This window comes from Halioglobus sp. HI00S01 (genome assembly GCF_001635445.1).
In the GTDB taxonomy this organism is placed as follows: Bacteria; Pseudomonadota; Gammaproteobacteria; order Pseudomonadales; family Halieaceae; genus Halioglobus; species Halioglobus japonicus.
Genome location: NZ_LWEE01000215.1, coordinates 79,216 through 99,857, shown reverse-complemented (window position 1 = coordinate 99,857; position 20,642 = coordinate 79,216). Strand labels below are relative to the sequence as shown.

The window sequence follows — 20,642 nt, the reverse complement described above, 5'->3', positions numbered from 1 at the left end:
GGAATACCCATGCGCGACTTGGTGATCTTCGGCGAATGCATGGTAGAGCTCTCCTACGATGAGCAGGGACAGTTGCAACAGGGCTTTGCCGGCGACGTATACAGCGTTTCGGTGTATTTGCGCCGGGCCAACCCCGACACCCTGGTACGAATGTTGTGTGCTCTGGGTGATGACCCGTTCAGCAATGCGCTGCGCATAGCGCTCGCAGACGAGGGCGTGGATACAAGCCTGCTGCTAAGCCACCCCGAGCGACATGTAGGGCTGTACTCTATCCACAACGGTGCAGCAGGTGAACGCAGCTTTATTTATCGGCGCTCCGAATCTGCCGCCCGCCACACGCTGCAACTCGTGAATGAGCAGCAGCTAAACCTGGCGGATCCGGCCCCGGATTGCTTCTACCTGTCGGACATTGCGCTGGCAGTGGCGGAAGCCGAAACGCCCGGCGCGATCTGGCCAATGCTGGACGCCCTCAAGGCCCGCGGCACCCAGATCATTTTCGATACCAACTACCGGCCGCGGCTGTGGTCTAGCCAAGCCGCCGCACAGGCGGCGTTCGACCGCATGCTCAGCTACAGTGATCTGGTATTACCGGGAGTGGAAGACCTTGAGCTACTCAACGGCCTGACTAATGCCGCAAGCATCGGCGCCTATCTGCATGACAAAGGCGTCGCTACAATGGTGTTGAAAAATGGACCTGCAGATATTCTGTACGGCGATCCTTTAGCACCCGCAAAGCATGTAATCGCACCGGTGGCCAATGTCGTGGACACCACCGCCGCCGGAGATTCCTTCAGCGGTACTCTGCTGGGTGAGCTGGCAGCCGGCAAATCACTGGCAGAAGCGGTCGCCGCGGGGCAAACATGTCAGCCCGGGTTATCCAGCACCGCGGGGCGATTTTGCCGCGTTAAAACGCCAGGCGCATTCGCACACCAAACACCCAGAGCGAATCTTCCTCTAAATTCAGTGCCGGATTGCGGGTGTATTGCACATCGGGGGTAATGGCCAGTTCTTCGAAGAGCTGTATCCGGTAAAAGGCCTCGACAGTAGTCTGTTCTGGCAGGTCAGGCCCATAGGTGCTCTCCATCGGGACCCCCCAGTTGACGCCCACACCCAACTGGTTGCCGCCGGCGACCTTCGCCCAGGCAAACCCGGTACTCACAGACTCTTCCAGTATTGCGCTGCCATCGTCGGCATAGCCGCCGCGCAGGAATACTGTCCAGTGGCGATTGAATAACCTGCTCCACGACAGATTCGCACCCCACCCCTCTTCGACACCCGCATACTCNCGCTCATCCACCTGCCACAACGTGAGATGAACATTGTTCGGGAACGCCTGCTCGCGACTGCCGTTCCAGCCAATCTCTACATGTTTGAAGTATTCCCGCTCATCAAAGAACGTATCGAAGCCTTCAAGGGGATCGTGGGGATCTGAATTCGCATTGGCAAAGCCACCCACCACGTACAGGTTGTCGTTGAGATAACCGCCAACGGCAAGGCCCAGACCTTCGTTGGGAACGGGCATGGACGTGCTGCCGGTGGAACAGGCGTAGTTGGAAAAAGTGGTCCAGGGGCTGGCCAGGGTGTACACATCCACGTAGTCGCTGGTGTCCAGCCAGCCGCCCAACACCACCAGGTTGCCGTCGAACATTCGCTGGCGCCAGTACAGGTTGGTCAGCCTCGCCTGTTGATCGCTGAGGGTCAGGTGCAGCAGTCCCGCGTAACCTATTTCACTACCTAGGCCCTGTGGTGAAACACGGCTGCCATAAGCATGGCGATGCTCCACCTTCCAGATCAACGCCCCGGAATCTGCGCCTGCACCGGTGTAGGCTTCCCACACGCCCAGAAACCGCAACGCACCGCCAACGCCCTTATCTTCGCCAGGACGTTCGGTGGCATGCAGGTAGGCATTGATATAGTCGAGGCTCCAGCTGACGCCTGTGCGCTTTTCAAAATCCAGCTTCCGCGCTCGCCAGTCGTCAAAGGTATCGCTGCGAAACACCGTGCCGCCGGGCACCGCATCAATGCCGATACGCCGCTCGACCTGATCAGGGCTGGCCAATGAAAACCAGCGCACCCAGCGACTCACTGCTTCGGAGTCACAGTCCTCCAACGCCTACTGGGTGCAGGCCACTTCCTCAAGCGTTTCGTTGTCATTCTCTGCAAGCGGCGCGGCCGCTATCGACAGGGCAAGCAGCGCCCCGCCCATACATTTCACTGCTCGCGCACCCAGCGAGCATGCGCCCACTCGAGGAATTCGGTTACTGCATTCACCGTGTGATCGGTGCGCACGGAGTGGAACACTTCAAAAGCATGCTGCCCGCCCGGCAGCTCGGCGTACGCCAGAGTTTGCTGCGAGGTCTTTTCCAGCGCGGAAACGAAAGCGCGAGCCTCCTCCACCCATACCAAGGTGTCGTGAGTGCCGTGCACCACAAAGGTGGGAGGCGCATGATCGTTGACGTGGCTGATCGGCGATCCACTTTCCCACAGCTCGGGCTCTTCATCAGCCTTGCATTGCAGCACTTTGTCGGCCAGCAATTCATCCATCGACATTTCCGGTCGAATATCGTGCCGGTCGAGGAAATCGTATACGCCGTAAAAGGGGACGGCGGCCTGGACTGTCGTGTCGGCCTCTTCAAAGCCAGGCTGGAATGGCGCGTAATTGGGCGTTAACGACGCCAGCGAACTGAGATGGCCGCCTGCAGAGCCGCCGGTGATCGCAATGTAGTCGGGGTTGCCGCCATAGTCGGCGATATGCTCGCGAATCCACGCGATCGCTTTCTTAACGTCGATGATGTGCGCCGGGAATGCAGCCGCTGGGCTGAGCCGGTAGTTAATCGCCACACACAACCAGCCCCGTTCGGACAAATGGTACATCAGCGGCTTCGCCTGCTGTTCTTTCTCGCCGATGATCCAGCCTCCGCCATGGACCTGCAGCAGTACCGGAAAGCCGCCCTCGCGGGGTGCTTCCGGCTGGTAGATATCCAGCAGGTTGCGCTTGCCCGCATCGGCATAGGAAATATTGGCGTGCAGGCGCACACCGGGACGGGTCATCGAAAAGGGTTTGAGCCAGGAACCTGCGCGGATGCCATCTTCAAGAACCAGGCGGCGTTCGGCGGGAATATCGTCCCGGTAGTTGTCACCCAGGCCCTGGCGCAGTGCATTGCCAAGTACGCGCGGTGAATCCATGGCCTGCACATGCAGGTAGATCAGGCCCAGCCAGGACAAGGCAAAAATACCCAGCCCGGTCTGCGCCAGCGGGCTGGTCAGCAATTCCATATGGGCTAGCAGGGCCGTCAATCCCACCTGCCAGATCACATGTATCAGCGCGAGTTCGCCCGCGAGCCAGGCCAGCAAAAAATAAATCGGTGCCAGCCAGTAGACACGCCGTGCCTGCACAATGGCCATCAAAGTACACACCGCTGACACCACCGCGAGGAAAAAGTACAAACCTGTCACCGCATATCTCCATCCGTTATAACAAAGTCCAGTTTAGGCTAGCTATCTGGATTTCACTACTGTCTTCACTTGCGTGTGCCCAAGCCATTGCGTAACGTAGCAAGCCCCTTATTTGTCGGAGCAGGATATGGCGATCAAGCTGGGTGTGGTGATGGACCCCATCGCCGATATCAACTACAAAAAAGATACCACCATGGCCATGCTGTGGGCCGCTCAGGCACGCGACTGGCAGCTGTTCTATATGGAGCAGAGCGACATCTACCTGCAAGGCGGTGAAGCCCGTGCAAGCATGTCACCGCTCACAGTTTTTCGCGATCCCGAGTCGTGGTTCGATATGAACCCTGCGGAGGACCGGCCGCTGGCCGACCTCGATGTCATCCTGATGCGCAAGGACCCTCCCTTCGACAACGAATTTATCTATACCACCTACATGCTGGAAGAGGCAGAACGCAAAGGCACGCTGATTGTGAATCGCTGTCAGGGCCTGCGCGACAGCAATGAGAAGGTCTTCGCCACCCAATTTCCTGAACTCTGCCCGCCCGTGCTCGTAAGCCGCGATATGGCCAGGCTGAAAGCCTTTCATGGCGAGCACGAGGATGTCATCTACAAGCCTCTGGACGGCATGGGTGGCAGCATGATTTTTCGCGCCAAGCCCGGCGACCCCAACGTCAATGTCATCCTGGAGACGCTCACCCAGTTCGGTGCGCAAACAATCATGGCCCAGCGGTATATTCCGGAGATCGTCGACGGTGACAAGCGCATACTGGTTGTTGGCGGCGAAGTAGTTCCCTACTGCCTGGCGAGAATTCCCCTGGCGGGTGAGACCCGCGGCAACCTCGCGGCCGGCGGTTCCGGCCGCCCCCAACCGCTGACCGAGCGCGACCGGGAAATCGCCGAAACAGTGGCGCCGGAACTGGTCAAGCGCGGCATCCTGTTCGCCGGCCTGGATGTGATCGGCGACTATCTCACCGAGATCAATGTCACCAGCCCGACCTGTATCCGCGAAATTGATGCAGGCTACGATCTGGACATCGCCGGCCAGCTGATGGATTGTATTACTGAAGAGCTGAACCAAAGGGGCTGATAGTCCAGCGATGTATTACCTCGAAGCGTCGGCAGGGAGCAGCCAGCGCATGCGCAACGCGGTACTGGCCGCACTCGGCCTGCACGTGGCGCTGATTGCGGCAGTGTCTTTTGAATACAATTTCAGCGCCCCCAGCCAGAAACCACAGATCGAAGTCACGCTTGCCACCCAGCCAGCGAGCAACGCGCCCGACGAAGCTCGCCATATTGCCCAGGCCAACCAGGAGGGCAGCGGCCAGGAAGCGGAACTGGACGCCGTCACCAGCATTAATAATCAGCTGCCCATGCAATCGCCGACACCGCAGCAGGCTGCGCCACGCAGGATGGAGCAGGACACGCGCGCCAATGGCGATCTGCTCGCGACTGCCACTGCCACCCAGCGCCAGGTGGCGCTGGAGCAGGCGGAAGAAGCGCAACGCAAAAACCCCACGCCGGGTATCAGCCCGGAAATGGAGCGCCTGAATCAGCAGCTGGCCAGCCTGCAGGCTGAACTGGATGAACGCACCCAGGCGCAGGCAAAGAAACCACGGGTGCGGCGCCTCACCGCCGTCTCAGCACGCCAGGCCGCGGACGCGGCCTACCTTGCCGACTGGCGCCAGCGGCTGGAAGCAGTGGGCAACAAGTACTATCCCGAGGCATCTATTCGCTACGGTCTCTACGGCAACTTGCGTCTGCTGGTTGCCATCCGCAAGGACGGCACCCTAGAGGACATTCGCATTCTGGAATCCTCGGGCTATGCCGTCCTCGATGAGGCGGCCATCAAAATCGTTCGCATGGCCGCACCCTACTCACCTTTCCCCCCGGAGCTGGCAGCCTCTACAGACAAGCTCGAAATTATCCGTACATGGCAATTTCAGGAAAACGAGCTAAGCTCAAATCAACAGCGCCGACGCTGAGAAACCACGAGGGAGGGTCGGGCCAGCTCATGCCGGGAAGAAGTCATGTCACCACAGCCAGGAGCAGCGACAGCCTGCGGGATCACTTCCTGCTGGCCATGCCGAGCCTGACGGAAGGTATTTTTTCCCACAGCATTACCTATATCTGCGAGCACGGTGAAAGCGGTGCCATGGGCATTGTCATCAACCAGCCCCTGGACCTGAGTGTCGCGGAAATTTTTGAACATCTGCAAATCAACTCGCTGCGGGATTTTTCCGCAATCCCGGTCATGGCCGGAGGCCCCGTCCAGATTGACCACGGTTTCGTACTGCACCGCCACAATCACGACGAGTGGGAGGCTAGCCTGAAGGTCACCAACGAAATCACCCTGACCACATCGCGCGATATACTGCGCGCCATTGCCCATGGTACCGGACCGAACGAGCACCTGATCGCGCTGGGGTATGCGGGCTGGTCGGCGGGGCAACTGGAACAGGAGCTGGCCGAAAATAGTTGGCTCACCCTCCCCGCAGACAGCGATATCATTTTCACCACTCCTCATGAACATCGTCTCGGCGCCGCTGCAGCACTACTGGGCATCGACATGAACCTGATTTCCGGCGAGGCCGGTCACGCCTGAACAAGCCCGTTCGCACAGTCATGGCTTTTGACTATGGCCTGCGCCAGATCGGCGTGGCCATGGGTAATGTCTTGCTCGGTACCAGTCAGGCACTGCCCATACTGAAAGCCCGTGACGGGGTGCCCGACTGGCAGGCCCTGGAAGCGGTAGTGCGCGAATGGCAGCCCGACCTGCTCATTATCGGTGAGCCCCTCAACATGGACGGCACCGAAAGCGAACTCTCCCGCAGAGCCTGCAAATTCAGCCGCCGCCTACACGGTCGCCTGGGTCTGCCGGTGGTGTTAGTCGATGAGAGATTAAGCAGCTTTGAGGCCAAAGCCGTCAGCCGAGAGCAGGGCCACAGCGGCGATTATCACCGCGAGCCCATCGACAGCCTGGCCGCAGAACTTATTCTGCAGACCTGGCTGAACGAACAGGCGTAGCTAACTACGCCCCATAAAGCGACCGGTATCTTCCTGTTCTTCGAAAGAGATGCTGAGAGATTCGGCTTCGCCGGTACCGGCGCCCCGGTCGTGCATCTTGATCTGCAGGCGCACATCGTTGGCAGAATCGGCAAAACGAATGGCGTCGTCCTTGGTAATCTGTCCTTCCTTGTATGCCTTCACCAGCGACTGGTCCAGCGTCTGCATACCCAGCTCGGTGGACTTGGCCATCAGCTCTTTGATCAGGTGCACCTCACCCTTGCGAATGTAATCTGCAATCAACGGGGAATTGAGCATGACTTCTACCACCGGCACCCGGCCCTCACCGCTCTTATGCGGTAACAACTGCTGCGCGACCATCGACTTGAGGTTCAGAGACATGTCCATCCACACCTGGCGATGCTGCTCCGGCGGGAAAAAGCTCTGGATCCGGTCCAGCGCCTGGTTGGCGTTGTTCGCGTGCAGCGTACACAGGCACAGGTGACCGGTTTCCGCGAAGGTCAGCGCCTGCATCATGGTTTCGGCGGTACGCACCTCACCAATCAAAATCACATCCGGCGCCTGACGCAGAGTATTTTTCAGCGCTACCTGGAATGATTCGGTGTCAACGCCGACCTCGCGTTGGGTCACAATGCAACCGGCGTGCTGATGCATAAATTCAATCGGGTCTTCGATGGTGATGATATGCCCGCGGCTGTTCTGGTTGCGATAGCCCACCATAGACGCGAGGGAAGTCGATTTACCGGTACCAGTGGCGCCCACAAAAATGATCAGGCCGCGCTTGGTCATTGCCAGTTCTTTGATAATCGGCGGCAGGCCCAGCTCATCGATAGAGGGAATCTCTGACACGATGCGACGCAGGACCAGACCGGCCTCGCCCCGCTGGGTAAAGCAACTTACCCGGAAACGGCCCAAACCTTCTGCGCCGATCGCAAAGTTGTATTCATGGTGCTTGAAGAATACGTCCTGCTGATCTTCGTCCATAGTGGAAAGGACCAGTTCACGTGCTTCAGAAGGACTGAGTGGTTCTTCACGCATCGGAAAAATAGTGCCATCCACTTTAATGCTGGGTGGCGCGCCTGCCGAAATAAAGCCGTCCGAGGCCCCCTCGTCGACAATCCGCTGCAACATGTCGATAATTTCCATAACGAGATCTCCCTAATGTTCGCGCTCACGCGCGCACCAAATTCCTTAAAAGTTTTCCGGCATCCGCGCTTTTTCGCGGGCCACATCCCGCGTAATAACCCGCTTGTCCACGAGTTCGTGGAGACACTGGTCCATGGTCTGCATGCCAATCGCCTGACCGGTCTGAATGGCGGAGTACATCTGTGCCACCTTGTCTTCGCGAATCAGGTTTCGAATCGCCGACGTACCGCGCATGATTTCATGCGCCGCCACACGGCCGCCTGTTGCACGCTTCAGCAGTGTCTGGGAAATCACCGCCTGCAGTGATTCCGACAACATGGAACGCACCATGTCTTTCTCCGCTGCGGGGAATACGTCAATGACACGGTCGATCGTCTTGGCCGCGGAAGTGGTGTGCAAGGTGCCGAACACGAGGTGTCCGGTTTCTGCAGCGGTCAGGGCCAGGCGTATGGTTTCCAGGTCGCGCATCTCACCGACCAGAACAATGTCGGGGTCTTCACGCAGTGCGCTGCGCAGGGCCTCGGCAAAACCGAGCGTATCCTTGTGAACTTCCCGCTGGTTAACCAGACACTTCTTGGACTCGTGAACAAATTCGATGGGGTCTTCAATGGTGAGAATGTGTTCGTACTTGTTGTCGTTGATGAAGTCGACCATCGCCGCCAGCGTAGTGGACTTACCTGAACCGGTAGGTCCGGTGACCAGCACCAGGCCGCGGGGCATCATGCTGATATCGCGAAATACCTGCCCCATACCGAGATCTTCCATGGTGAGCACCTTGGAAGGAATGGTACGAAACACAGCGCCAGCCCCGCGATTCTGGTTAAAGGCATTCACACGGAAACGCGCAACACCGGGCACTTCGAACGAGAAGTCGGTTTCCAGGAATTCTTCGTAATCCTTGCGCTGCTTGTCGTTCATGATGTCGTAGATCAACTCATGAACCTGCTTGTGTTCCATGGGCGGGAGATTAATGCGGCGAATGTCGCCGTCCACCCGGATCATTGGCGGCAGGCCCGCCGAAAGGTGTAAGTCAGATGCGCCTTGCTTGGCACTGAACGCCAGCAGCTCTGTAATGTCCATATACGTCATTCCCCTGTAGCCCGGCAGGTAGGCTTGGGCTACCATTCGCGCCATGATTCCATCTTCTATTACCGACAATATAGCAAAGGTACAGCATAGGGTAGGACTGAGTGCCAAAAAGTGCGATCGCGAAAACGACCGTATTCTGGTGCTCGCAGTCAGTAAAACCCGATCGGCTGAAGAGGTCCGTGAAGCCTTCGATTGTGGGCTCGATCACTTCGGTGAAAACTATCTGCAGGAAGCGCTTAGCAAAATCGAATCCCTCGCAGAGCTGCCGCTCAACTGGCACTTTATCGGGCCTATTCAATCCAACAAAACCCGGCCGATCGCCGAACACTTTCAGTGGGTGCACAGCGTGGAACGTGCCAAAATTGCCCGCCGACTCAATGACCAGCGCCCCGCCCACCTGCCACCCCTGAACGTCTGCATCCAGGTCAATACGTCGGCAGAACCGAGCAAATCAGGCGCGTTGCCGGGCGACGTCGAGGCGCTGGCGCAGGAAATTGCACAAATGCCACACCTGGTACTGCGCGGGCTGATGAGTATTCCTGCCGCCAGCGATAACGAGGCCGCCCAGCGCAGCGCATTTGGACAATTGCGATCGTGTTTTGAATCGCTGCAGCCATGCCATCCCTCGCTGGACACGCTATCGATGGGTATGTCTGGCGATATGGAAGCAGCGGTTGCTGAGGGCTCGACGATTCTGCGCATCGGCACGGCGATTTTCGGTCCGCGCAACGGGTGATATAGCGCTCGTTGAGGCGTTATACTTGGGGTTTGCAAAGCCTCTTAAGGACACCTCTTGGAGCACCCCCAGATTACATTTATCGGCGCTGGCAATATGGCGTCCAGCATCATCGGCGGCCTGGTTGAAAGCGGCCAGCCTGCAGATCGCATTCACGCTGCCGATCCGTTCCCGCAAAGCCTGGAGCGGCTGCGCGAGATTGCGCCAGTAAACACCCATGATGACAACACCGCCGCTGTCACCGGCGCCGATGTGGTTATTCTCGCAGTGAAGCCGCAGGTCATGGCAGACGTATGCACAGGCATTGCCGAGGCCGTGCAGGCCAGCGGTGCGCTGGTCATCTCTATCGCTGCAGGCATTACCATTGCCAGCATGGGCCGCTGGCTCGGTGAACGGGCCGCCATCGTGCGCTGCATGCCTAACACCCCCGCGCTGCTGGGGTGCGGCGCCACAGGCCTGTACGCTAACGAACAGGTGTCTCAACAACAGCGCGACTTCGCCGACACGATTCTCGGTGCGGTGGGCATCGTACGCTGGGTAGAGCGCGAGGCTGACCTGGATACGGTCACCGCACTATCGGGAAGTGGCCCGGCCTATTTCTTCCTGTTTATGGAGTCTATGATCGACGCCGGTGTCGCCCAGGGACTGGACCGGGACACCGCTACCGAGCTCGCCCTGCAAACCGGCCTTGGGGCAGCGCGCATGGCCCTGGAAAATGATGTCGACCTTGTTGAACTGAGGCGTCGGGTCACCAGCCCTGGGGGTACCACCCAGGCGGCTGTAGAGAGCTTCGAAGCCCAGGGCTTACGACAGCAGGTTACTGACGCTATGGCGGCAGCCGCCGCCAGGGCCGAAACAATGGCAAAGGAGATGGGCTGAACCGTGGGCACTCTTAATTCAATCTTTTTGTACCTGGTCCAGACCGCGATCAGTCTGTACCTGCTGGTCGTGTTTTTGCGATTCCTGCTGCAGGCGGTAAAGGCTGATTTCTATAACCCGATCAGTCAGTTTATCGTCAAGGCCACCAACCCCGCGGTGGTTCCAATGCGCAAAATTGTGCCTGGGGTCGGCGGTTACGATATGGCTTCGTTGCTGCTGGCATTCCTGCTGCAGATGCTGGCCATCGCAACCCTGGTCATTATCAAGTACCAGACCATGCCCGGTGCTCAACTGCTGTTGGTTGGCGGGTTCTTCGGCCTGCTCGGACTGGCGCTGAACACATTGTATATCGCGCTCATCATCATGGTGATCGTGAGCTGGGTGGCCCCCGGCAGTAATCAGCCGGCCATTTATCTGATCTACCAGATCACCGAGCCCTTTATCGCGCCGATTAGGAAAGTGATCCCACCCATGGGTGGTCTGGATTTTTCCGTACTGGTTCTGCTGATCGGCATGCATGTGATACGCATCGCGCTCTACGACAGCGCGGCTGCACTGGGTGTGCTCGGTGTCGCGCCCTGGTTGAGTTAACTGCGCAGCGCTATGCCTGAATCCATTTCCCAGAACTCCGTCGGCCTGGTCGAATCCCAGACGGTGAGCTTTAGCGAACCGTTCGCACTTTCCTGCGGACGCGAGTTGGCTGGCTTCGATCTGGTGTACGAAACCTACGGCACGCTCAATGCCGAGCAGAGCAACGCCGTGCTGATTTGCCATGCCCTGAGCGGACATCACCACGCCGCCGGCTACCACAGCATGGAGGATCGCAAGCCGGGTTGGTGGGAAGAGTGCATTGGCCCGGGCAAGCCCATCGACACCAATCGATTTTTTGTGGTCAGCCTGAACAATCTTGGCGGCTGTCATGGCTCAACCGGCCCTAACAGTATCAACCCGCATACCGGCAAGGCCTGGGGCCCGGATTTTCCGCCCCTGCGGGCCCGGGACTGGGTGCACAGCCAGGCATTGCTTGCGGATTACCTCGGCATCGAATGTTGGGCTGCTGTCATCGGCGGCAGCCTCGGCGGCATGCAGGCTATGCGCTGGTCGCTGGAATATCCGGACCGTCTCAAGCACTGCATTGTGATTGCTGCAGCGATGAAGCTCAGTGCCCAGAATCTGGCATTTAACGAACTGGCTCGCCAGGCCATCGTGGCCGATCCAGCCTTTGCGCATGGCCGCTATATGGATAACGACGCCATTCCCGCTCAGGGCCTGGCCCTGGCACGCATGGTTGGTCACATCACCTATTTGTCTGACGAAGCCATGGCCAACAAGTTTGGCCGCGATCTGCGTTCGGGCAGCTTTGAGCTGGGCGACGAAGACAATGTCGAATTCCAGGTGCAGAGCTATCTTCGCTACCAGGGTAGTCAGTTCTCGGGCAACTTCGATGCCAATACCTACATACTGATGACCCGGGCGCTCGACTATTTCGACCTCGCTCGCGAATATGACAACGACCCGGTGCAAGCTTTTGGCAGAGCCAAGTGCAGCTACTTCGTCGCCTCCTTCTCCACGGACTGGCGCTTCTCTCCAGCGCGATCACGCGAGATCGTCGACGCGCTGATTGCCGCAGAGCGTCCGGTTACCTATACCGAGATCGAGGCCGACGAGGGGCACGATGCATTCCTGATGCCAATCCCCCGCTACCTCGACGTGTTTAGCGCCTATATGCAGCGCGTGGGAGCCAAGGCCTAATGCGTCAGGATCTCACCCACATTCAGCGCTGGATCAAACCCGGCTCACGCGTACTCGACCTCGGCTGCGGCGACGGTGAATTTCTGAAGAACCTCCAGGAAGAGCGCCAGGTGAGAGGCATTGGCCTGGAAATTGACGAGGCCAATATCACCACCTGTATTGGCAAAGGGCTCAATATCATCGAGCAGAACGTCGACGCCGGCCTGGGGAATTTCCCGGACCAGAGCTTTGACACCGTGGTCATGGCGCACGCTATCCAGGCCGTTCACTACCCGGATCGGGTGCTTGAAGAAATGCTGCGCATCGGCCGTCAGGGCATTGTCACATTCCCCAATTTTGCCCACTGGCGCTGTCGGCTGTATCTGGGAACGCGCGGCCGCATGCCGGTGTCCAAATTCATGCCCTATAGCTGGTACGACACACCCAATATCCACTTCTGCACCGTGCGCGACTTCGAAGCACTGTGTGAAGAACGCAGTATTCGCATACTCAGCCGCGATATGGTGGGTGTGTCGGAATGCGAACCACGCCTGGCGAGAGCCTGGCCTAACCTGTTCGCTACCACAGCGATTTATCACATCACCCGTTGAGGTTGCCATGAACAAGCTACTCACCTCCATCGTGCTGACCTTGCTGGCCTTACCCGCGCTTGGCCAGCAATCAGAAATGTTCGGCCCCTATGAGCTGCACTACAGCGTGGTCAACACCACCTTTCTCGAACCCAAGGTTGCCGCCACCTACGGCATTACCCGCGGTGATGAGCGGGCCATCCTCAACCTGGCGGTGCGCGAACGTCTGGAAGATGGCACCACCGTGCCTCGCACCATGATTCTCAAAGGCAAAACCTGGGACTTGCTGCAGACCACCCAGAACTTCGAATTTCAGGAAGTACGCGAAAATCCGGCCATTTACTACATCGCCGAATTCAAATACCTGAACGAGGAATGGCGCCACTTCGAGGTGTTTTTCCGCCCTGACGGGGCGACCGAAACCTACACCTTCAAACTGCGTCATCGCATGTATACCGACTGAGGCGGTCATGACAACACAGCAAGTGGTACTGGCCAGCGGCAACGCCGGCAAACTTCGCGAGTTGGGGCGCATTCTCGCCCCGCTTGGCATGGAGTTGGTCTCTCAAGGTGAATTCGATATGCCCGAGGTACCGGAAGACGGCCTGAGCTTTGTCGAGAACGCAATCATCAAAGCCCGTGCCGCTGCAGCCCACTGCGGGTTACCGGCAATCGCCGACGATTCCGGCCTGGAAGTGGATTACCTCCAGGGCGCCCCCGGCATACACTCGGCGCGTTATTCCGGCCAGGGCGATGAGGCCAACAACGCCAAACTGTTGGCGGCACTGGAGGGTGTAGACGAAGCACAGCGCAGCGCACGCTTCCAATGTGTGCTGGTGTATATGCGCCACGCCAATGATCCGACCCCCCTCGTCTGCCAGGGCAGCTGGGAGGGACGCATCCTGACCGAAACCCGCGGCGTGGAAGGCTTTGGCTACGATCCTTTGTTCTACGTGCCGGAACACGACTGCAGTTCTGCGGAACTGCCCCGCGACCTCAAGAACGCCATCAGCCATCGCGCCAAGGCCAGCGCGTTGCTGCTGGACGCCCTGCGCTAGGGCGCTCATCGTATGCAACTGCCGCCGCTGGGGCTGTACATTCACCTGCCCTGGTGCGAGCGCAAGTGCCCCTATTGTGACTTCAACTCACACGAATCGGCGGAGATACCGGAAGCCGCGTACATCGATGCACTGCTGGAAGATTTGCGCGTTGATGCCCTGCAGGCCCAGGGGCGCGCGGTGCAAACCCTGTTCATCGGCGGCGGCACCCCGAGCCTGTTCAGTGCCAGCGCCATCCGCCGGTTAATGCAGGGCATTGCCCAGACCATAGCGCTCGCGCCGGATCTGGAGGCCACTATGGAAGCCAACCCGGGTAGCGCCGAGGCGGAGAAATTTGCCGGCTTTCGGGCCGCGGGCATCAACCGCCTGTCACTGGGCGTACAGTCATTCGATGACGCACGGCTCAAAGCACTGGGCCGTATTCACGATCGCAATCAGGCACTGGCCGCGATTGCCGCCGTCACTGAGGCCGGGTTCGACAATTTCAATATTGATCTGATGCACGGCCTTCCGGGACAGGATGAAGCGGGCGCCTCCAGCGATCTCACCACGGCACTGGGTTTCAATCCGCCCCACCTTTCGTGGTATCAACTGACCATCGAGCCCAACACGGTGTTTAACAAGCGTCCGCCAACACTGCCGATTGAAGATGCGCTGGCCGATATCCAGGATCACGGCGAGGCATTACTGGCAGAGCACGGCATGCAGCAGTACGAAGTATCGGCCTATTCAAAGCCGGGCCAGCAGTGCCGACACAATCTCAACTACTGGAGTTTCGGTGATTACCTGGGCATTGGCGCCGGAGCCCACGCAAAAATATCCGGGGAAGATGGTGTCATTCGTCGATACGCCAAGACCCGTGGTCCCGCCGACTATCTGAACAGCGATGGCAATTACATGGCAAATGAACGCCGCCTGGATGCAGCGGAGGCAACGGCAGAGTTTATGCTCTATGCTCTACGCCTCAATAACGGGTTTAGTATTGAATCCTTTGAGGCACGCTCGGGACAGGAGCTCGCGGTCATTGCAGACAAGCTGGACAGCCTGATGGAACGAGGGCTCCTGGAACGGAACGCCAACCAGATTCGCCCCACAGCCCTGGGGCGACGCTTCCTCGATTCGGTGATTGGCGAGTTTCTATAAACGCCAGAACAGTAAATCCCAGACACCGTGCCCCAGACGCTCGCCACGGGCCTCGAATTTGGTCAATGGCCGGTGCTCCGGACGCGGTGCATAGTTACCCGCACCACTGGTGTTTTCCAGGCCTTCGGCGGCGCTGAGTACTTCCAGCATCTGCTTGGCATAGTTTTCCCAGTCCGTAGCCAGATGTAGAATGCCACCAGGTTTCAGTTTGGTCGTCAGATCGGCAATAAATCCGGGCTGGACCAGACGGCGCTTGTGATGGCGCTTCTTGTGCCAGGGGTCTGGAAAGAATATCTGCACGGTATCCAGCGAAGCGTCGGCGATACAGTCGCGCAGAACCTCTACCGCGTCATGGCAGTAAACACGGATGTTATCGACGCCCTGCTCAGACATGCTGTGCAACAGTCTACCGACCCCGGGCTTGTGCACTTCAATGCCGACAAAGTTCTTCTCCGGCGCCGCTGCAGCCATCTCAACCAGCGAGGCGCCCATGCCAAAGCCAATCTCCAGCACGCGCGGTCCATCGCGACCGAACCGGGCAGCAAAGTCCAGGGCGCCGTCACTGTATTCCAGCCCCCAGCGCTCCCAGTTCTCGTTATAGGCGCGCTCTTGCCCTGGCGTCATGCGGCCAGTGCGGAGGACGAAACTGCGGATGGGTCGGTGTTTCTGCTCACTCATATCAGGGCAACATCTTCCAGGAGGCAGTCGCCAGGCAAGCCCAGCCGCCAATAAAGGCCAGCCCACCCAGCGGGGTCACGGCTCCGAGCCACTTGGTGCCGGTTAGGGCCAGAATATACAGGCTGCCGGAAAACACCAGCGTACCTACCAGGAACAGCCAGCCACTGCTCTTGAGCAGCGTGGTCTGGGGTTGGCTAAGGGCCAGCACACCCACCGCCAGCAATGCCAGCGCGTGGTAGAAATGGTATTGCACGGCCGTTTCCCAGACACCGAGGGCGTAGGTGTCAAACCGCGATTTCAAGGCGTGGGCACCGAAGGCACCGAGTATCACTGCGAACATGCCGCTCAGGGAGGCGAGTGTAATGAAAAGCTTGGCCATGGGAGTGCTCAATCAAAAAAGGGATCAGCACCCATGATATGGGCTCTGATCCCTTCGGGAAAGAAGGCTGATAATCAGGCGGCGATCGCGGCCTTCAGCTTTTTCATCGCATTGGCTTCCAGCTGGCGAATGCGCTCCGCCGAGACGCCGTAGCGATCTGCCAGTTCGTGCAGGGTCGCTTTTTCCTCGGCCAGCCAGCGGCTTGCCAGGATATCGCGGCTGCGCTCATCCAGGTCAGACAGGGCGCCATGCAGCTGGGCCTCAGTATTGGCCTTCCAGTCACCCTCTTCGACTTCCAGCGCCGGATCGGCACTGTGGTCTTCCAGGTAATACTGGGGAGCCTGCCAACCTTCATCGTCATCGCTGCTGCTGTCAGAAGGCATATCGAAAGCGACGTCACGGCTGGCCAGGCGGCCTTCCATGCGATGCACTTCCTTAACGTCTACACCGAGGTCATCGGCTACGGCCTGGGCCTCGTCAGCACTGAGCCAGGACAGGCTCTTCTTCTGGCTGCGCAGGTTAAAGAACAATTTACGCTGGGCCTTGGTGGTCGCCACTTTGACGATACGCCAATTGCGCAGGATGTACTCGTGCATCTCTGCCTTGATCCAGTGCACGGCAAAGGACACCAGACGTACACCCTTCTCGGGGTCAAAGCGCTTAACGGCCTTCATCAGGCCCACATTGCCTTCCTGGATCAGGTCGGCCTCAGCCAGACCATAGCCGTTGTAGCTACGGGCAATGTGCACCACGAAGCGCAGGTGAGACATAACCAGCTCGCGGGCAGCGTCGAGGTTGTCGTTGTAGTAGAGATCTTCCGCCAGTTCCCGCTCTCGCTCGGGGCTGAGGACGGGGATAGCACCGACGGCCTGCACGTAGGCCCCGAGATTCGCTCCCGGTACCATTTGCATTACTGGTTGCAGGCTGTTGCTCATGCGTGGTTCTCCAAAGTAGGGTCGGCAATATTAGCACTCTTTGTATTAGAGTGCTAACGACCGGGAAGTTCCACGTAAGAATAAAAATTTATTTGTTTATTTCTTTTAATAACAGGGACTTGCCAGAACGGGTGGCTAGCGGGGCTCAATTTTAGCCAAATGCCGGCTCACCGCCAACCAGGCACCTGCCAGTCCCAGGAGGCCGCCCAATACCAGCAGATTGAGGAAACCCATCAAGCCCAGGCCCGCCAATTCAAACTCAGACTCATACAGCGCAGCTAGTCTGGAGACCGGCTGCTGAAGAAACCACAGTGCGAGTGTCACCAGCAGACCGGCGAAGAAACCACCGCCCACACCGTACCAGAGGCCCGTATACAGGAAGGGTCGACGCACGAAAGGATTACTGCCGCCCACCAGTTTGACGATGACGATCTCGTCCCGGCGGGCCTCGATCGCCAGCCGAATGGTATTCCCGAGGATCAGCACCACACCCAGCACCAGCAGCGCACCGATAGCCATGACCATGCGCCGACTGAGCTCCATAAGGCTGTTAAGCCGCTGCAACCAGGCCATATCCAGCACCGCCTCGGCCACCTGGGGCATGGCACCCAACTGGGCGCGCAGCCCGCCGGCCCCGGCGCCACCAAGGTCACCGGCCGGACTCACCAGCAGCAGATTTGGGAGGGGGTTCTCTTCCAGGCTCGCCAAGACATCGGCAAAGCCAGAAAGCTCACTGAATTCAGCCAGCGCATCTTCCCTCGAGACAAAACGCACGCTGGCGACATCCTCGCGCGCTTGCAGTTCGGTGGCCAGTTGCCTGGCGGCCTCGACCTGAATGTCGTCGGCGAGGAACAGGGAAATCTGGCTGGGACTGTCCCAGCCGGCGCTTAGCTCACCGGCATTATCCAGGGCGACATCGAGCGCCACCGGCAGCGCCAGGGCAATACCGATGACCAGCCAGGTCAGCACACTGGACACCAAATTGTCCAAAACCCGGAACAGGCTGTCGGCCGCCGACAGGCGGTGGTGGCGCAACCAGGCGTTGTAATGGTCGGCAAATTTGACCCGGCTCTGGCTGGCACCCTGGCTCACAGCACACCCCCGGTGACCAGACGGCCTTCTTTCAAAGTAAGAATGCGGTGGCGTAAACGCGAGATCAGGGCCAGGTCGTGACTGGCGATGAGAATTGTCACCCCCACCCGGTTGAATTCTTCAAACAGCTGCATGATCTCGGCGGACAGGTCCGGGTCGAGGTTACCGGTGGGTTCGTCGGCCAGCAGAATTTTCGGTTTGCACACCACCGCCCGGGCAATGCCCACGCGTTGCTGCTCACCTCCTGACAGGGTGACCGGCATCGCCCGCTCGCGGCTTAACAGCCCGACCTTGTCCAGTGCTGCACGCACTCGACGGCCAATCTCGCGGTAGTCATAGCCTCGGATTACCAGTGGCAGGGCAACATTGTCGAAGACCGGCCGATCGAACAGCAGCTGGTGATTCTGGAACACCACACCAATATCGCGGCGGTGGGCGGGCACACCGCGGCTGGGCACACTAGCCAGATCGCGGCCATCGATTAACACCTTGCCGCGCGTCGCCCGATCCATGAGCATAATGAGGCGCATGAGGGTGCTCTTACCGGCGCCTGAATGGCCGGTGAGAAACATCAGGTCGTCGCGCTCAATCTGGAAGCTCACTTCCTTGAGTGCGTCGTGCCCCTCTTCGTAGCGTTTGCTGACCCGCTCAAAGGTGATCATGCAGCGCTGTCATCCCTCGCAAATAGTGCCTCGATAAATTCTTCTGCAGCAAAGGGCCGTAGATCATCCGCGGCCTCGCCCACGCCAATAAAGCGAATGGGCAGACCCAGCTTCTTGGCGATCGCGAAAATAACACCGCCCTTGGCGGTGCCGTCCAGCTTGGTCAGGCTGATCCCGGAAACACCAACCCATTGCCGGAAATGATCTGCCTGCGCCAACGCATTCTGACCGGTGCCGGCATCGAGCACCAGCATCACCTCATGGGGCGCGGAATCGTCCAGCTTGCCCATCACCCGGACCACCTTCTTGAGTTCTTCCATCAGGTTGTCCTTGTTGTGCAGGCGACCGGCGGTATCGGCAATCAGCACGTCGATATTACGCGCCTGGGCAGCCTGCAGCGCATCGTAGACCACCGACGCACTATCAGCGCCGGTGTGCTGGGCAACCACGGGGACCTGGTTGCGCTCACCCCACACCTGTAGCTGCTCTACTGCCGCGGCTCGGAAGGTATCGCCGGCGGCCAGCATGACCGAGCGACCTTCTGCCTGGAAGCGCTTGGCCAACTTGCCAATGGTGGTGGTCTTGCCCACCCCGTTTACGCCTACCATCAAAATGACATAGGGTTTGTGCCCGGTGATCTGCAGGGGCTGCTCACAGGGCTTGAGCAGGCTCAACAACTCCTCTTTCAGCGCTTTGTGCAACGCCTGAGGATCTGTGAGCTCCTTGCGCGACACGCGCTGGGTGAGACGACCAATAATGTCCACCGTGGCATCGACACCCACATCCGCCATCAACAGCTGCGACTCCAGCTCTTCAAGCAGGTCGGCGTCGATCTCCTTGCGGCCCAGGAACAGATTGCCCAGGCCCTGTGCGAGATTATCGCTGGTGCGACCCAGGCCGGCCTTCAACCGGGCGAAGAAACCCGGCTTACCCGGTTTCTCCTGCTCAGCGGCAGGCACTGGCGCATTTTCCTGAGCTTCGGTTTCGGTAGGCTCAGGCGTCGCTATCGGCGCTTCCGCCTGTTTTGCAGGGGTCTCGGGCTGTGCGGGCTCAACCTGGGATGAGGATTCAGGGGCTGCGGGCGCTTCGACAGCTGAGGGCTCTTTACCAGCTGAGGGCTCTTCACCGGCTAATGGCTCTTGCTGGATCGGAGACTCAACGCTCGCGACGGCGTCAGGCACCTGCTCTATCGCAGAGGGAGTCGCAGCCTCGGCCTGCGGCGCAAGCGCGCCAGTGCTTTGTTCCTGGGTACCGGGATCGGGTGCAGCTGCGACATCCTGCGACTGCGCAGGGGCGTCCGCGGCGGGGGCAACCTGTTCCGCCTTCTTTTTACGTTTGAAAAACTTCATATATGTCGTGTTAGAGTTTGCAGGCGCCGGGAGGGCGCCCGGAAAAACAACTATCCTACCACTGCAGGATGAACTGAAGAAATGTCGAGATCACACCGCGGGGGAACCAGCCAGTTACGTATCATCGGCGGCCAATGGCGCGGCCGCAAGCTGGGGTTTACCCCGGCCGACGGGCTGCGCCCTACTGGCGATCGCATTCGCGAGACTCTGTTCAACTGGCTGGCAGCGGACATCCCCGGGGCCAGCTGCCTGGACCTGTTCGCGGGCAGTGGCGCTCTGGGCCTGGAGGCGCTCTCACGCGGTGCGGCACACTGCGATTTCGTCGACACAGCGGCCGCCGGGATCGCAGATATCCAGCGACACCTGGGCACACTGGCAGCCACCGGCGGGCACTGTCATCGCAGCTCCGCGCTGGACTTTCTGGCACAGCCACACCCTCCCTGGGACATCGTCTTTATCGACCCCCCCTTTGGCCAGGCGCTGGTTGGGCCAGCCTGCGACCTGCTCGCTCGCGGGAGCGTACTGGCACCGCACGCCCTGGTCTATATCGAAACCGGGCTCGATGAAACCCTGCCCGAACTGCCCGCCAACTGGGAACTACACCGCGACAAAAGCAGCGGCCAGGTCAGCTACCGGCTGTTCGTTGTCGCTCCCGGGGAAAACGTTTAACATCCGCCGGCACAACAACATCGCAGGTC

Annotated in this window: 24 protein-coding genes; 14 read left to right on the top strand and 10 right to left on the bottom strand. The window is 59.2% G+C overall.

Translation table 11 applies throughout. The features are described from left to right. Positions 1-9: 9 nt before the first annotated feature. Positions 10-999 carry a sugar kinase gene (locus tag A3709_RS16390; RefSeq protein WP_066056977.1) on the top strand — a complete coding sequence of 330 codons (990 nt, stop codon included), beginning with the start codon at positions 10-12 and terminating at the stop codon, positions 997-999. Here the strand turns inward: A3709_RS16390 and A3709_RS16385 are convergent. Beyond that, positions 905-2,086 carry a carbohydrate porin gene (locus A3709_RS16385; protein ID WP_197484255.1) on the bottom strand — a complete coding sequence of 394 codons (1,182 nt, stop codon included), beginning with the start codon at positions 2,084-2,086 and terminating at the stop codon, positions 905-907. The genes A3709_RS16390 and A3709_RS16385 overlap by 95 nt on opposite strands. Before the next feature lie 125 nt (positions 2,087-2,211). Continuing rightward, positions 2,212-3,456 (bottom strand): alpha/beta hydrolase, encoded by a 1,245-nt coding sequence (locus A3709_RS16380; RefSeq protein WP_066056971.1) that lies wholly within the window; start codon positions 3,454-3,456, stop codon positions 2,212-2,214. A gap of 127 nt (positions 3,457-3,583) precedes the next feature. Between A3709_RS16380 and gshB the strand changes: the two genes are divergently transcribed. From gshB to ruvX, 4 genes are read left to right on the top strand one after another with little or no spacing between them, the layout of a single operon-like run. Further along, positions 3,584-4,540 carry a glutathione synthase gene (gene gshB, locus A3709_RS16375; RefSeq protein WP_066056968.1) on the top strand — a complete coding sequence of 319 codons (957 nt, stop codon included), beginning with the start codon at positions 3,584-3,586 and terminating at the stop codon, positions 4,538-4,540. A gap of 10 nt (positions 4,541-4,550) precedes the next feature. After that, entirely contained in the window at positions 4,551-5,435 is an 885-nt protein-coding gene (locus A3709_RS16370; protein WP_066056965.1) for an energy transducer TonB, read from the top strand. A 29-nt stretch (positions 5,436-5,464) separates the two neighbouring features. Next, positions 5,465-6,055, top strand: coding sequence for a YqgE/AlgH family protein (locus A3709_RS16365; RefSeq protein ID WP_066056962.1), 591 nt, complete (start codon positions 5,465-5,467; stop codon positions 6,053-6,055). Between the two features lie 20 nt (positions 6,056-6,075). Continuing rightward, positions 6,076-6,477: a Holliday junction resolvase RuvX gene (ruvX, locus tag A3709_RS16360; RefSeq protein WP_082850161.1), complete on the top strand. Its 402-nt coding sequence runs from the start codon at positions 6,076-6,078 to the stop codon at positions 6,475-6,477. On the opposite strand, the gene A3709_RS16355 is transcribed toward ruvX, so the two are convergent. Both A3709_RS16355 and A3709_RS16350 read right to left on the bottom strand, forming a co-directional pair. After that, positions 6,478-7,623, bottom strand: a complete 1,146-nt coding sequence (locus A3709_RS16355; protein ID WP_066056956.1) for a PilT/PilU family type 4a pilus ATPase — start codon at positions 7,621-7,623, stop codon at positions 6,478-6,480. Positions 7,624-7,668: 45 nt separating this feature from the next. Continuing rightward, positions 7,669-8,703 carry a type IV pilus twitching motility protein PilT gene (locus A3709_RS16350; protein ID WP_066057443.1) on the bottom strand — a complete coding sequence of 345 codons (1,035 nt, stop codon included), beginning with the start codon at positions 8,701-8,703 and terminating at the stop codon, positions 7,669-7,671. A 52-nt stretch (positions 8,704-8,755) separates the two neighbouring features. Between A3709_RS16350 and A3709_RS16345 the strand changes: the two genes are divergently transcribed. The 8 genes from A3709_RS16345 to hemW are packed head-to-tail and all read left to right on the top strand — an operon-like array spanning position 8,756 to position 14,849. After that, positions 8,756-9,448 carry a YggS family pyridoxal phosphate-dependent enzyme gene (locus A3709_RS16345; protein WP_066056953.1) on the top strand — a complete coding sequence of 231 codons (693 nt, stop codon included), beginning with the start codon at positions 8,756-8,758 and terminating at the stop codon, positions 9,446-9,448. 57 nt (positions 9,449-9,505) lie between these two features. Continuing rightward, positions 9,506-10,327, top strand: coding sequence for a pyrroline-5-carboxylate reductase (gene proC / locus A3709_RS16340; protein ID WP_066056951.1), 822 nt, complete (start codon positions 9,506-9,508; stop codon positions 10,325-10,327). A 3-nt stretch (positions 10,328-10,330) separates the two neighbouring features. Further along, positions 10,331-10,918, top strand: coding sequence for a YggT family protein (locus A3709_RS16335; RefSeq protein ID WP_066056948.1), 588 nt, complete (start codon positions 10,331-10,333; stop codon positions 10,916-10,918). Between the two features lie 12 nt (positions 10,919-10,930). Continuing rightward, positions 10,931-12,079 (top strand): homoserine O-acetyltransferase, encoded by a 1,149-nt coding sequence (locus tag A3709_RS16330; protein ID WP_066056945.1) that lies wholly within the window; start codon positions 10,931-10,933, stop codon positions 12,077-12,079. After that, positions 12,079-12,669 (top strand): methionine biosynthesis protein MetW, encoded by a 591-nt coding sequence (gene metW / locus A3709_RS16325; protein ID WP_066056943.1) that lies wholly within the window; start codon positions 12,079-12,081, stop codon positions 12,667-12,669. The genes A3709_RS16330 and metW overlap by 1 nt, the downstream gene beginning before the upstream one ends. 7 nt (positions 12,670-12,676) lie before the next feature. Further along, positions 12,677-13,111 carry a DUF4426 domain-containing protein gene (locus A3709_RS16320; protein ID WP_066056940.1) on the top strand — a complete coding sequence of 145 codons (435 nt, stop codon included), beginning with the start codon at positions 12,677-12,679 and terminating at the stop codon, positions 13,109-13,111. A gap of 7 nt (positions 13,112-13,118) precedes the next feature. Next, the gene (gene rdgB, locus A3709_RS16315; RefSeq protein ID WP_066056937.1) at positions 13,119-13,706 is read left to right on the top strand and encodes an RdgB/HAM1 family non-canonical purine NTP pyrophosphatase; all 588 of its coding nucleotides are present in this window, start codon (positions 13,119-13,121) and stop codon (positions 13,704-13,706) included. A 12-nt stretch (positions 13,707-13,718) separates the two neighbouring features. Further along, positions 13,719-14,849, top strand: coding sequence for a radical SAM family heme chaperone HemW (gene hemW / locus A3709_RS16310; RefSeq protein WP_066056934.1), 1,131 nt, complete (start codon positions 13,719-13,721; stop codon positions 14,847-14,849). Here hemW and trmB read toward each other — a convergent pair. The 6 genes from trmB to ftsY all read right to left on the bottom strand — a co-directional run bounded on the left by trmB (position 14,844) and on the right by ftsY (position 19,944). After that, a complete protein-coding gene (gene trmB, locus A3709_RS16305) occupies positions 14,844-15,527 on the bottom strand; it encodes a tRNA (guanosine(46)-N7)-methyltransferase TrmB (RefSeq protein ID WP_066056931.1) in 684 nt (227 codons plus the stop codon). The genes hemW and trmB overlap by 6 nt on opposite strands. A gap of 1 nt (position 15,528) precedes the next feature. Beyond that, a complete protein-coding gene (locus tag A3709_RS16300) occupies positions 15,529-15,906 on the bottom strand; it encodes a DUF423 domain-containing protein (protein ID WP_066056928.1) in 378 nt (125 codons plus the stop codon). 74 nt (positions 15,907-15,980) lie between these two features. Next, positions 15,981-16,841 (bottom strand): RNA polymerase sigma factor RpoH, encoded by an 861-nt coding sequence (rpoH, locus tag A3709_RS16295; protein WP_066056925.1) that lies wholly within the window; start codon positions 16,839-16,841, stop codon positions 15,981-15,983. 135 nt (positions 16,842-16,976) lie between these two features. After that, complete coding sequence (gene ftsX, locus A3709_RS16290) at positions 16,977-17,933, bottom strand: permease-like cell division protein FtsX (protein WP_066056923.1); 957 nt, start codon at positions 17,931-17,933, stop codon at positions 16,977-16,979. Then, positions 17,930-18,595, bottom strand: a complete 666-nt coding sequence (gene ftsE, locus A3709_RS16285) for a cell division ATP-binding protein FtsE (RefSeq protein ID WP_066056920.1) — start codon at positions 18,593-18,595, stop codon at positions 17,930-17,932. The genes ftsX and ftsE overlap by 4 nt, the downstream gene beginning before the upstream one ends. Continuing rightward, positions 18,592-19,944, bottom strand: coding sequence for a signal recognition particle-docking protein FtsY (gene ftsY / locus A3709_RS16280; RefSeq protein WP_066056917.1), 1,353 nt, complete (start codon positions 19,942-19,944; stop codon positions 18,592-18,594). The genes ftsE and ftsY overlap by 4 nt, the downstream gene beginning before the upstream one ends. Before the next feature lie 81 nt (positions 19,945-20,025). Here ftsY and rsmD point away from each other — a divergent pair, with 81 nt between their 5' ends. After that, the gene (gene rsmD, locus A3709_RS16275; protein ID WP_066056914.1) at positions 20,026-20,613 is read left to right on the top strand and encodes a 16S rRNA (guanine(966)-N(2))-methyltransferase RsmD; all 588 of its coding nucleotides are present in this window, start codon (positions 20,026-20,028) and stop codon (positions 20,611-20,613) included. The last annotated feature ends 29 nt before the right edge of the window (positions 20,614-20,642 follow it).

Bases quoted from the DNA above. Each gene is read 5' to 3' on its own strand.
- A3709_RS16390 (WP_066056977.1), top strand. From the start codon at position 10: ATGCGCGACTTGGTGATCTTCGGCGAATGCATGGTAGAGCTCTCCTAC.
- gshB (WP_066056968.1), top strand. From the start codon at position 3,584: ATGGCGATCAAGCTGGGTGTGGTGATGGACCCCATCGCCGATATCAAC.
- A3709_RS16370 (WP_066056965.1), top strand. From the start codon at position 4,551: ATGTATTACCTCGAAGCGTCGGCAGGGAGCAGCCAGCGCATGCGCAAC.
- A3709_RS16365 (WP_066056962.1), top strand. From the start codon at position 5,465: ATGCCGGGAAGAAGTCATGTCACCACAGCCAGGAGCAGCGACAGCCTG.
- ruvX (WP_082850161.1), top strand. From the start codon at position 6,076: ATGGCTTTTGACTATGGCCTGCGCCAGATCGGCGTGGCCATGGGTAAT.
- A3709_RS16355 (WP_066056956.1), bottom strand. From the start codon at position 7,623: ATGGAAATTATCGACATGTTGCAGCGGATTGTCGACGAGGGGGCCTCG.
- A3709_RS16350 (WP_066057443.1), bottom strand. From the start codon at position 8,703: ATGGACATTACAGAGCTGCTGGCGTTCAGTGCCAAGCAAGGCGCATCT.
- A3709_RS16345 (WP_066056953.1), top strand. From the start codon at position 8,756: ATGATTCCATCTTCTATTACCGACAATATAGCAAAGGTACAGCATAGG.
- A3709_RS16330 (WP_066056945.1), top strand. From the start codon at position 10,931: ATGCCTGAATCCATTTCCCAGAACTCCGTCGGCCTGGTCGAATCCCAG.
- metW (WP_066056943.1), top strand. From the start codon at position 12,079: ATGCGTCAGGATCTCACCCACATTCAGCGCTGGATCAAACCCGGCTCA.
- A3709_RS16320 (WP_066056940.1), top strand. From the start codon at position 12,677: ATGAACAAGCTACTCACCTCCATCGTGCTGACCTTGCTGGCCTTACCC.
- rdgB (WP_066056937.1), top strand. From the start codon at position 13,119: ATGACAACACAGCAAGTGGTACTGGCCAGCGGCAACGCCGGCAAACTT.
- hemW (WP_066056934.1), top strand. From the start codon at position 13,719: ATGCAACTGCCGCCGCTGGGGCTGTACATTCACCTGCCCTGGTGCGAG.
- trmB (WP_066056931.1), bottom strand. From the start codon at position 15,527: ATGAGTGAGCAGAAACACCGACCCATCCGCAGTTTCGTCCTCCGCACT.
- A3709_RS16300 (WP_066056928.1), bottom strand. From the start codon at position 15,906: ATGGCCAAGCTTTTCATTACACTCGCCTCCCTGAGCGGCATGTTCGCA.
- rpoH (WP_066056925.1), bottom strand. From the start codon at position 16,841: ATGAGCAACAGCCTGCAACCAGTAATGCAAATGGTACCGGGAGCGAAT.
- ftsE (WP_066056920.1), bottom strand. From the start codon at position 18,595: ATGATCACCTTTGAGCGGGTCAGCAAACGCTACGAAGAGGGGCACGAC.
- ftsY (WP_066056917.1), bottom strand. From the start codon at position 19,944: ATGAAGTTTTTCAAACGTAAAAAGAAGGCGGAACAGGTTGCCCCCGCC.
- rsmD (WP_066056914.1), top strand. From the start codon at position 20,026: ATGTCGAGATCACACCGCGGGGGAACCAGCCAGTTACGTATCATCGGC.